We start from the raw sequence: 5364 nt of genomic DNA on the forward strand, positions 1-5364 counted from the left end.
CGCTGCCCAAGCTCGCCGACGAGAACCCGGCCCCCTTCGACCTGGTCTTCATCGACGCGGACAAGGTCAACACAGCCGGCGCCGGGACGGGGCACGCTGGTGTCCGCGGACGGGCGGGCCACCGGCTTCCAGGGCGGCCGGGTGACGGGCCGTATCCCGCGGACCGCGACCCAGCGGCCCACCGTGGTCCCGCTGGACTGGGAGCGCATGGGCGACCCGCCGGCCCGCCGGCCCGTGCGGGAACTGGGCAACGGCCCGACCGACCTCGCACTGCTGGCGAGCGCGGTGGAGCGGGCGGCCCGTGAGGTCGCGGCGGCGCAGGTGCCCTCCCTGCTCTGACCTTCTCCGCGCGGACTCCCCGGCGCACCCGCCCGGCCCCACGCGCCGCCGGAAATCCGCGGGCATGCGCCCCTGGTCACGAGGCGGTCACGATGAGCCGGTGGACACCGCAGGCGCTCTTGCCCACCCGTCGCGGCCCGGCGTACACCGGACCGCACGGGACAGAGTTCTGACGTTCAACAGCGTTCAACGGAGAACGACGAACGGGGAAGTGATGCGCAGCAAGAGCAACACGTTCCGGACACACAGGGCCGTCACCACACTCGCCGCACTGCTCACGGGAGCGCTCGCGCTCTCGGCCTGCTCCGGCAGTGACGACGACAAGAAGGACAACGGGGACACGAGCAGCGGGGCCGCCGCCGGCTCCACCGTCACCCTGCCGAAGCTGAACGGCGCCCATCTGGAGGTGGCCGCCGTCTGGACCGGCGGCGAGCAGGCCAACTTCAAGAAGGTCCTCGCCGAGTTCGAGAAGCGGACCGGCGCCAAGGTCACCTTCGTGCCCGCGCAGGACCCGATCATCAACTTCCTCGGCTCGAAGATCGCGGGCGGGCAGCCGCCGGACGTGGCGCTGCTGCCGCAGCCCGGCGCGATCAAGCAGGCCGTCGAGAAGGGCTGGGCCAAGCCGCTCGGCGCGGAGGCCCAGCGGGAGCTGGCGAAGAACTACTCGCAGGGCTGGCAGGACATCGGCAAGGTCGGCGGCAAGCAGTACGGCGTCTACTACAAGGCCGCCAACAAGTCGCTGATCTGGTACAACGCCAAGGTCTTCGAGAACGCGGGCGCCAAGGAGCCGAAGACCTGGAAGGACCTGCTGACCGCCTCGCAGGCGGTGTACGACTCGGGTGTCACCCCGTTCTCGGTGGCCGGCGCGGACGGCTGGCCGCTGACCGACTGGTTCGAGAACGTGTACCTGTCGCAGGCGGGGCCGGAGAAGTACGACCAGCTCGCCCAGCACAAGATCAAGTGGACCGATCCGTCGGTGAAGCAGGCGCTGACCACCCTCGCCCAGATCTGGGGGAGGAAGGACTACCTGGCCGGTGGCCAGACCGGCGCGCTGCAGACGGAGTTCCCGCAGTCGGTCACCCAGACGTTCACCGGCGGCGACCAGCCGAAGTCCGCGATGGTGTACGAGGGCGACTTCGTGCAGGTGAACATCGGTGAGACGAAGGCGAAGGTGGGGACGGACGCGAAGGTGTTCCCGTTCCCGGCGGTCGGCTCGGCCGCGCCGGTGGTCTCCGGCGGTGACGCGGCGGTGATCCTGAAGGACTCCAGGGCGGCGCAGGCCCTCGCCACCTTCCTCGCCTCCCCGGACGCGGCCACGATCCAGGCGAAGCTGGGCGGCTACCTCTCGCCGAACAAGAACGTGCCGATCTCGGCGTACCCGAACGCCGTGCAGCAGAAGATCGCCAAGGCGCTGATCGCGTCCGGCGACGACTTCCGCTTCGACATGTCCGACCAGGCCCCGCAGGCCTTCGGCGGGACGCCCGGCAAGGGCGAGTGGAAGGACCTCCAGGACTTCCTGAAGAACCCGAAGGACGTCGCGGGCGCCCAGGCGAAGCTGGAGAAGGACGCGGCGGCGGCCTACGGGAACGGGGGCTGATCCGGTCATGGCGTCGGCAGCCGCGGCCGGGGCCCCACCGGGTCCCGCCGCGCCCCGCAGTCGCAAGAGCGTGACCGGCACCCGCAGGACCGTGGCGGTGCTGTTCCTGCTGCCCGCGCTGGTGCTGCTGGGCGCGCTCGTGGTCTACCCGATCGGGTACTCGCTCGTCCGCAGTTTCTACAACGCCTCCGGCGACGGCTTCGCCGGGTTCGACAACTACCAGACCCTCTTCACCGACGACGGCATCCGCACCGCGCTGAAGAACAACGTCCTGTGGGTGGTGTTCGCGCCGACGGTCTCCACCGCGCTCGGCCTGGTCTTCGCGGTGCTGACCGAACGGGTGCGCTGGGGAACGGCGTTCAAGCTGGTCGTCTTCATGCCGATGGCGATCTCGATGCTGGCCGCCGGGATCATCTTCCGGCTGGTGTACGACCAGGACCCGGACAAGGGCGTCGCGAACGCGGTGTGGGTGGGCGTGCACGACACGTTCGCGCAGTCGTCGGCGTTCCCGAAGGCGCACCCGGGCCGCGAGTCGCCGCTCGTGGCCCAGGGCGGCGGCTTCGTCACCCGGGCCGCCGTGCACGCCGGGCAGCCGGTCGCCCTGCCGCTCGTCGGCGTCGCCCCGGACCAGTTGCCGGACGGCGCGAAGAAGGCCGCCGCCGCGAAACCCGAGCCGGGGAAGGTCACCGGCACCACCTGGCAGGACTTCACCCGCGGCAAGGGCGTCGGGAAGCTCGGCGCGCCCGATCCGTCCGAGGTGGGCTATGCCGGGATGCGGATCGAGGCGGTGAAGGACGGCAAGGTGGTGGCCTCGACGAAGGCGTCCGGCGACGGCACCTTCACCCTGCCCGCGGCGGCCGACGGGGCGCTGCTGCGGCTGCCGGCGAGCAACTTCAGGGAGCCGTACAACGGGGTCGACTGGCTCGGCCCGGCGCTGGTCACCCCGGCGGTCATCGGGTCGTACGTGTGGATGTGGGCGGGCTTCGCGATGGTGCTGATCGCGGCCGGGCTCGCGGGCGTTCCCCGGGAACTGCTGGAGGCGGCCCGGGTGGACGGCGCCACCGAGTGGCAGGTGTTCCGCAAGGTCACCGTGCCGTTGCTGGCGCCGGTGCTGGCGGTCGTCGTCGTCACGCTGATGATCAACGTGCTGAAGGTGTTCGACCTGGTGTTCATCATCGCCCCGGGCTCCTCCCAGGACGACGCGAACGTGCTGGCGCTGGAGCTGTACCGCAAGGGCTTCGCGGAGGGCCAGCCGGGCATCGCGAGCGCGATCTCGGTGTTCCTGCTGCTGCTGGTGATCCCGGTGATGCTGTTCAACATTCGTCGGCTCAGGCGGGAGGTGCGGCGATGACGGCGACCGCCGGAAGCATCGGGAAGGCGGACCCGGCCGGGACGGTGAAGGCCCGGCAGTCCGTGGCGTCCCGGCTCACGGAGCGGCTGAGCGGCGGGCTGGTCCGCGTGGTCCTGATCGTCGTGGGCCTGTTCTGGCTGGTGCCGACGATCGGCCTGCTCATCTCCTCGCTGCGCACCCCGCAGGACATGAGCGCGAGCGGCTGGTGGACGGTGTTCACCAAGCCGTCCCAGCTCACCGTGGACAGCTACCAGAAGCTGCTGGAGAACTCCGACATCACCAACTCCCTGGTGAACACGGTGCTGATCACGGTTCCGGCGACCGTCCTGGTCGTGGTGATCGGGGCGCTGGCCGGGTACGCGTTCGCGTGGATGGAGTTCCCGGGCCGGGACTGGTGGTTCCTGGGCGTGGTGAGCCTGCTGGTGGTGCCCGTGCAGGTGGCGCTGATCCCGATCGCCGAACTGTTCGGCAAGATCGGGCTGTTCGGGACGATCCTCGGGGTGATCCTGTTCCACACCGGCTTCGGCCTGCCGTTCGCGGTGTTCCTGCTGCGGAACTTCTTCGCGGAGATCCCGCGCGAGCTGCTGGAGGCGGCCCGGCTGGACGGCGCCGGTGAACTCCGGCTGTTCGCACGGGTGGTGATGCCGCTCGGCGGGCCGGCCATCGCGAGCCTCGGCATCTTCCAGTTCCTGTGGGTGTGGAACGACATGCTGGTGGCGCTGGTGTTCACCAAGTCGGGCACCCAGCCGATCACGGTGGCTCTGCAGACGCAGGTACGGCAGTTCGGCAACAACATCGACGTGCTGGCGCCCGGCGCGTTCATCTCCATGGTGATCCCGCTGGCCGTGTTCTTCGCGTTCCAGCGGCAGTTCGTGTCCGGGGTGATGGCGGGCGCGGTCAAGTAGCCGCGGCTGGGGGCATCTCGCACGGGGCGGGCCGCCGGTGGCCCGCCCCTTCGCGTGCCCCCGCGGTAGCCCGAATGCCGTAGGGGCCGTAACCAAGTCACTCCATCGGCCGTTCCCGGGCAGAACGCCCGCGCCGACCGACCCATGGATGTCCCTTGCCCAGGTTCAGTGTCATTGTTCCCGCGTACGAGGTCCAGGCGTATCTCCCCGAGTGCCTGGACTCGGTGCTCTCGCAGTCGTATTCCGATCTGGAACTGATCGCCGTGGACGACTGCTCACCCGACGCCTGCGGCGCGGTCATCGACGAGTACGCGGCCCGGGACGCGCGCGTGAAGCCCGTCCACCTGGCCGCGAACCAGGGGCTGGGCCGGGCCCGGAACGCGGGGATCGCCGAGGCCACCGGCGACTACCTGATCTTCCTGGACGGCGACGACACGCTCACCCCGGACGCGCTGCGGGCGGTCGCCGACCGGCTGAAGGAGACCGGCGACCCGGACGTCCTGGTCTTCGACTACGCGCGCACCCACTGGGACGGCAGCCAGGTGCGCAACCAGCTCGCCGCCCAGCTCGGCGAGCAGGGCCCGGCGCCGTTCCGGCTGGAGGACCGGCCGGGCCTGCTGCGGGTGCTGATGGTGGCCTGGAACAAGGCGTACCGACGGGAGTTCGTCGCCCGGCACGGCTTCACGTTCCCGCCGGGCTACTACGAGGACACCCCCTGGACCTTCCCGGTGCTGCTGACGGCCGAGTCGCTCGCCACCCTGGACCGGGTGTGCGTGCACTACCGGCAGCGCCGGCGGGGCAGCATCCTCACCACCACCAGCCGCAAGCACTTCGACCTGTTCGAGCAGTACGACCGGGTGTTCGCGTACGTCGACGCCCGGCCCGAACTGGCCCGCTGGCGCCCGGAGTTGTTCCGCCGGATGGTCGACCACTACGCCGTGGTGTTCACCCGGCGGGACCGGCTGCCGCGCGGCACCCACGGCGAGTTCCTGCGCCGGGCCCGGGCCCACTACCGCCGCCACCGCGTGCCGGGAGGGCGCCCGCGGCTGCGGCACGGCCTGATCCGCTTCGGGCTGCACCGCACCTTCCGGGCCCTGCGGCTGGCCGCACGGACAGTCGATGGTGCCGTCCGTCACCTTGTCCACCAGGCAGCCCTGGTGCGTGCAGACCGC

General features: G+C 70.8%; 4 protein-coding genes and 2 pseudogenes. All 6 read left to right on the plus strand.

Annotated elements, in window-relative coordinates; all coding sequences use genetic code 11:
- Positions 1–71: pseudogene (locus ABZV94_RS39845) on the plus strand (methyltransferase); the annotation flags it as partial.
- 1 nt (position 72) lies between these two features.
- A pseudogene (locus ABZV94_RS39850) lies at positions 73–339 on the plus strand (hypothetical protein); the annotation flags it as partial.
- Positions 340–553: 214 nt separating this feature from the next.
- The gene (locus ABZV94_RS39855) at positions 554–1936 is read left to right on the plus strand and encodes an ABC transporter substrate-binding protein (protein WP_356349707.1); all 1383 of its coding nucleotides are present in this window, start codon (positions 554–556) and stop codon (positions 1934–1936) included.
- A gap of 70 nt (positions 1937–2006) precedes the next feature.
- Entirely contained in the window at positions 2007–3287 is a 1281-nt protein-coding gene (locus ABZV94_RS39860; protein ID WP_356349712.1) for a sugar ABC transporter permease, read from the plus strand.
- Entirely contained in the window at positions 3284–4192 is a 909-nt protein-coding gene (locus ABZV94_RS39865) for a carbohydrate ABC transporter permease (RefSeq protein WP_356349709.1), read from the plus strand. The genes ABZV94_RS39860 and ABZV94_RS39865 overlap by 4 nt, the downstream gene beginning before the upstream one ends.
- 155 nt (positions 4193–4347) lie before the next feature.
- The coding region (locus ABZV94_RS39870) for a glycosyltransferase family 2 protein (protein ID WP_356349711.1) at positions 4348–5364 on the plus strand (1017 nt) is incomplete at its 3' end.

Source organism: Streptomyces sp. NPDC004658 (genome assembly GCF_040609555.1).
Classification (GTDB): Bacteria; Actinomycetota; Actinomycetes; order Streptomycetales; family Streptomycetaceae; genus Streptomyces.

Excerpts from the sequence above, each read along its gene's own strand:
- ABZV94_RS39865 (WP_356349709.1), top strand. The coding sequence starts at position 3,284 with ATGACGGCGACCGCCGGAAGCATCGGGAAGGCGGACCCGGCCGGGACG.
- ABZV94_RS39855 (WP_356349707.1), top strand. The coding sequence starts at position 554 with ATGCGCAGCAAGAGCAACACGTTCCGGACACACAGGGCCGTCACCACA.